4 protein-coding genes are annotated in these 5,393 nt (G+C 72.9%); 2 read left to right on the top strand and 2 right to left on the bottom strand.

The features are described 5' to 3' along the window. Positions 1-195: 195 nt before the first annotated feature. Complete coding sequence (locus E1283_RS31075; protein WP_132821512.1) at positions 196-1,596, bottom strand: metallopeptidase TldD-related protein; 1,401 nt, start codon at positions 1,594-1,596, stop codon at positions 196-198. Then, entirely contained in the window at positions 1,593-3,116 is a 1,524-nt protein-coding gene (locus tag E1283_RS31070; RefSeq protein ID WP_132821511.1) for a TldD/PmbA family protein, read from the bottom strand. The genes E1283_RS31075 and E1283_RS31070 overlap by 4 nt, the downstream gene beginning before the upstream one ends. Before the next feature lie 265 nt (positions 3,117-3,381). On the opposite strand from E1283_RS31070, the gene fabG reads away from it, so the two are divergent. Together fabG and fabI are read left to right on the top strand one after the other, a co-directional pair. Continuing rightward, positions 3,382-4,101 (top strand): 3-oxoacyl-[acyl-carrier-protein] reductase, encoded by a 720-nt coding sequence (gene fabG / locus E1283_RS31065; RefSeq protein ID WP_132821510.1) that lies wholly within the window; start codon positions 3,382-3,384, stop codon positions 4,099-4,101. Between the two features lie 2 nt (positions 4,102-4,103). Next, a complete protein-coding gene (gene fabI / locus E1283_RS31060) occupies positions 4,104-4,883 on the top strand; it encodes an enoyl-ACP reductase FabI (RefSeq protein WP_132821509.1) in 780 nt (259 codons plus the stop codon). The last annotated feature ends 510 nt before the right edge of the window (positions 4,884-5,393 follow it).

Here is a 5,393-nt window from a genome sequence, read left to right as displayed (position 1 = left end):
CGATGTCGGCGACGAGGACGCCGGCCCCTTCGGTGTGGCCGGTGGTGGGTGGCGCCGTCGTGGTCGTCGCCGCCGTCGGCACGGCGGTGGTGTGGCGGCGCAGGCGCCAGCGGCTGGACACCGTCTACGTGGGCACCGCGCGGGACGACGGCTGATCGGGCCGCGGCGGGCCGAGGGGCCCGCCGCGGCCGGGGGTCAGACGCCCGGGCTCACGGAGCTCATGTTGAACTCCGGGATCCGCAGCGCCGGCATCGCCGTGCGCGGGAAGTACTCGCCCCACTCGCGCGAGCGGCACACCTCCATCGCGCCGGCCGCGGTGGCGCGCGACAGCACGTCGATGGGGGACTCGTTGAAGCGGAAGTTGGTCACCACGCCGCTGACCTCGCCGTTCTCCACCAGGTAGACGCCGTCCCTGGTGAGGCCGGTCAGCAGCAGCGTCTTCGGGTCCACGGTGCGGATGTACCACAGCGAGGTGATCAGCAGCGCCCGCTCGGTCGAGGCGACGAGGTCGTCGATCGAGCCGGTGCCGCCCGCGTCCAGCAGCAGGTTGTCCACCAGCGGCGCCACCGGCAGGTCGGTGAGGCCGGCCGTGTAGCGGCTGGTGGGGAGTTGGGCGAGGACGCCGTCGCGGATCCAGTCGGTGCGGGACAGCGGCAGTCCGTTGTCGAAGACCGAGGTGGCCGGCGAGAAGTCGCTGCCCGACGAGTGGGCCACGGCGAACGGGGCGGTCGCCACGCCGGGCGCGGTCGGGTCGCTGTAGAGGGTGGCCGGGAGTTGGGAGAGCCGCTCGCCGATCCGGGTGCCGCCGCCCGGCTTGCTGAACACCGTGCGCCCCTCGAGGGCGTCGCGGGCGTCCGACATCCAGTGCTGGTAGATCACCAGGTCGGCCACCGAACTCGGCGGCAGCAGCGTCTCGTAGCGGCCGGCCCCCAGTTCCACGCGGCGCTCCGCCCACGCCAGCCGCCTGGCGAGCGAGGCGTCGAGCGCCGCCGGGTCCACGTCGGAGAAGTCGTGGGTGGGCACGGTGACGTAGGACGAGCGCGAGCCGTCCGCCGACTTGGCGTTCAGGTCAGCGTGCCCGGTCGGCTGGTCGTGCCGCAGCCGCAGCCCGCTCGAGGTGCCGAGGTAGCTGGAGACGACCTCGTGTTGCGCGAAGCCGAACAGCCGCCGCCCCTCGGCGGCGGCGCGCGCGAACGTCTCGCCCAGGGCCGGCGCGAACGCGGCGAACACCTCGGACGAGGTCTCGGCCGGCGGCTCGGTGAAGCCGGACGACGCCGGCACGCCGCTGACCAGCGGCTGCGCGTCCTCGGCGGCCGGCGACTGGCGGGCCGCCTCCTCGGCCGCCCGCACCAGCGGCTCCAACTCCTCGTCCGTCACCGCCGTCCGGGACACCACGCCTGCCGAGGTGCCCTGGGCGCCGCCGACCGTGGCGATCACGGTCAGCCGCCGGCCGCGGGTGACGCCGTTGGTGGTCAGCGCGTTGCCCGCCCAGCGCAGGTTGGCGGACGACACCTCGTCGGCGATCACCACCGTCTCGTCGGCCCGCGACAGACCCAGGGCGCGCTCGACGATCTCGTGCGGTCTGCTCGTGCTCATCGGCCGGACTCCTGGGTGGTGTTGAGGATGTTGATCTGCCGGAAGAGGGCGGAGGGGCAGCCGTGCGAGACGGCCGCCGCCTGACCGGGCTGGGCCTTGCCGCACATGAAGGTGCCGCCGAGGACGTATGTCTCGGGGCCGCCCACGGCCTCCATCGCGCCCCAGAAGTCGGTGGTGGTGGCCTGGTAGGCGACGTCCCGCAGCTGGCCGGCCAGCCGGCCGTTCTCGATCCTGTAGAAGCGCTGGCCGGTGAACTGGAAGTTGTAGCGCTGCATGTCGATCGACCAGGAGCCGTCGCCGACGATGTAGATCCCGCGTTCCACGCCCGCGATCAGCCCCGCCGTGTCGGGCCCGTCCGGCGCCGGCTGGAGCGAGACGTTGGCCATCCGCTGCAACGGCACGTGGGACGGCGAGTCGGCGAACGCGCAGCCGTTGGAGCGCTCGAAGCCCTGGAGCTTCGCGATCCGGCGGTCCATCTGGTAGCCGACCAGCACGCCGTCCTTCACGATGTCCCACGACTGGGTCTGCACCCCGTCGTCGTCGTAGCCGGTGCTGGCCAGGCCGTGCTCGACGGTGCGGTCGCCCGTCACGTTCATGATCGACGAGCCGTACCCCAGGGTGCCCAGCTTGTCGAAGGTGGCGAACGAGGTGCCGGCGTAGGCCGCCTCGTAGCCGAGGGCCCGGTCCAACTCGGTGGCGTGGCCGATGGACTCGTGAATGGTCAGGAACAGGTTGGACGGGTCGATGACCAGGTCGTACGCGCCGGACTCGACCGAGGGGGCGGCCATCTTCTCCGCCAACAGGCTCGGAATCTCCGCCAGTTCGGCGTCCCAGTCCCAGCCGGTGCCGGTCAGGTACTCCCAGCCGCGGCCGGCCGGCGGGGCCAGCGTCCGCATCGTGTCGAACCGGCCGCTACCCGCGTCGACCGACGTCGCGGTCAACTCGGGGAGCACCCGCACCCGTTGCTGGGTGGTGACGGTGCCCGCGGTGTCCGCGTAGAACTTGTTCTCCTGCACGGCCCACAGCCGGGTGTCCACGTGGGTCACGCCGTCCCCGGCCAGCAGCCGTTCGCTCCAGTCGGCGAGCAGCGCGGTCTTCTCCGCGTCCGGGATGTCGAACGGGTTGATCTCGTAGGACGAGACCCAGGTCCGCTCGCCGTGCGAGGGCTCGGGCGCCAGCTCGACCCGCTCGTCCGAGCCGGCCGCCGCGATGATCTTGGCCGAGAGCCTGGCCATCTCCACCGCCTGGGCCGCGACCCGGGCCGCGCCGTCCATCGTCAGGTCGACCCCCGAGGCGAAACCCCAACTGCCACCGTGCACGACGCGCACCGCGTACCCGGTGTCGAGGGTGTCCTCCGATCCGGCCGGCCTGGCGTTCCGCAGCAGCCAGTTGGCGCTGCGGATCCGCTCGAACCGGAAGTCGGCGTGGTCTGCCCCCAACGCCCGCGCCCTGGCCAGGGCCGCGTCGGCCAACTGGCGCAGGGGGAGCGCGAGGAAGGATTCGTCGATGGATCTTGGCACGATCTCTCCTGTTCGTCGGCTCACCGGCCCCAGGTGCCCCCGCGAGGCCGGTGTGGCGGGGGTGTCGCCCCCGGTCTCCGATCATGCCTGCCGCCGGCCCCGGTGCCCAGAGGTGTCGCCGCAGGCCGGGGGTGGTTCTGACCGGGAAACGGCTGTAGACATTCCACAGCGGCGTGGCGGCGTGCCTGTCGCGGCCCGCTCCTCTGCCCCGAAGTGCGGGGCACTAGGTTTGAACAGAGCACACGACTGAGAGAGAGGTGATCCCTTGAGCCGCTCGGTACTGGTCACCGGAGGCAACCGTGGGATTGGCCTGGCCATCGCCCACGCCTTCGCTGCCGCCGGCGACAAGGTCGCCATCACGTACCGCTCTGGGGAGCCCCCGCAGGAGCTCGTCGACCTCGGATGTCTGCCGGTCAGGTGCGACATCACCGAGAGCGAGCAGGTGGAGCAGGCCTACAAAGAGATCGAGGAGAAGCACGGCAAGGTCGAGGTGCTGGTGGCCAACGCCGGCATCACCCGTGACCAGTTGCTGCTCCGGATGTCCGAGGAGGACTTCAGCGCCGTCCTCGACACCAACCTGACGGGCACCTTCCGGGTGGCCAAGCGCGCCGCCCGCGGCATGCTGCGCGCCAAGGCCGGGCGGATCGTGCTGATCTCCTCCGTGGTCGGCATGACGGGTTCGGCGGGGCAGGTCAACTACGCCGCCTCCAAGGCCGGTCTCATCGGCTTCTCCCGCTCCCTGGCGCGCGAGCTCGGCTCCCGCGGCATCACCTGCAACGTCGTCTCACCGGGCTGGGTCGACACCGACATGGCGCGGGCGGTGAGCGAGGAGCGGCGTGCCGAGGTGCTGGCCGGCGTACCCCTGGCGCGCTACGCGCAGCCGGAGGAAGTGGCCGGCGTCGTCCGCTTCCTGGCGTCGGACGCCGCCGCGTACATCACTGGAGCCGTCATCCCGGTTGACGGCGGATTGGGCATGGGTCACTGACAATGAGCGGACTTCTCGCGGGCAAGCGGGTACTCGTCACCGGCGTTCTCACCGAATCGTCGTTCGCCTTCCACGCCGCCAGACTGGCGCAGGAGGAGGGCGCCGAGGTCGTGCTCACCGGCTTCGGCCGGCTGAGCCTGGTGCAGCGGATCGCCAAGCGCCTGCCGAAGCCGGCACCGGTGATCGAGCTCGACGTGCAGAACCGCGAGCACCTGGACGGGCTCGCCGACGCGGTCACCGAGCACCTGGGCGAGGGCGTCGGCCTGGACGGCCTGGTGCACTCCATCGCCTTCGCCCCGCAGGACGCGCTGGGCGGCAACTTCCTCCACACCGAGTGGGAGTCGGTCGCCACGGCGGTCGAGGTCTCCGCGTACTCGCTCAAGTCCGTGACCATGGCCCTGCTTCCGCTGCTCGAGCAGCGGGGCGGCTCGGTCGTCGGCATGGACTTCGACGCGCAGGTGGCGTGGCCGAAGTACGACTGGATGGGCGTCTCCAAGGCCGCGCTCGAGGCCACGTCGCGGTACCTGGCGCGTGACCTCGGGCCGAAGAACATCCGCGTGAACCTGATCTCGGCGGGGCCGGTCAAGTCGATGGCGGCGAAGTCGATCCCCGGCTTCGAGGAGCTGGCCGACGTCTGGAACAACCGCGCCCCCATCGGCTGGGACCTGGCGGACCCGGAGCCGGGCGCGCGGGGTGTCGTGGCGCTGCTGTCCGACTGGTTCCCGAAGACGACGGGCGAGATCGTGCACGTGGATGGTGGCGTGCACATGATGGGGGCGTAGGCGACGTAGGCGGCGTAGGCGGCGTAGCCGCCGCGGCGTCTGTCCGGGGGTCTTCGTCCAGCCTCCCCCAGCCGATGCTGGGAGGTGCCCCCACAAGCCCGCCCCGGAGTTCCGCGCTGCGCGCGGGGATGGTGCGGTGCCCCCGAGGGCCGGGCGGCGCAGCCGCCTTGGCCCCCGGGCCCGCCAGGGCCCACCGCGTGGAGCGCGGGGCACCCATCCGCGACCCGCGGGCCAGGCCCGCCAGGGCACACCGCGCGGAGCGCGGGGCGCCTGCCCGGCGGCATAGCCGCCTCGGCCCGGCGGCGAAGCCGCCCCCGGCCTCGGGCCCGCGCCGCGCCCCTGGCGGGGCGCCACCCCACTGCGCCCGGGCCCGCGCGCCCCTGGCGGGCCGCCACCGCGCTGCGCCCGGGCCCGTGCGCCCCTGGCGGGGCGCAGCCCCGGCAGGGCCCGGCGGCGCAGCCGCCTACGGCCCCGCCGGGGCCCCACCCGCGCGAAGCGCCGAAACAGGGG

It is taken from the genome of Streptomyces hainanensis, assembly GCF_004348415.1.
GTDB lineage: Bacteria > Actinomycetota > Actinomycetes > Streptomycetales > Streptomycetaceae > Streptomyces > Streptomyces hainanensis.
Note: the sequence above shows the minus strand (reverse complement) of the source record. Positions and strands in the feature narration are given on the sequence as shown.

Coding starts and splice junctions, on each gene's coding strand:
- E1283_RS31075 (WP_132821512.1), bottom strand. CDS start 1,596: ATGAGCACGAGCAGACCGCACGAGATCGTCGAGCGCGCCCTGGGTCTG.
- fabI (WP_132821509.1), top strand. CDS start 4,104: ATGAGCGGACTTCTCGCGGGCAAGCGGGTACTCGTCACCGGCGTTCTC.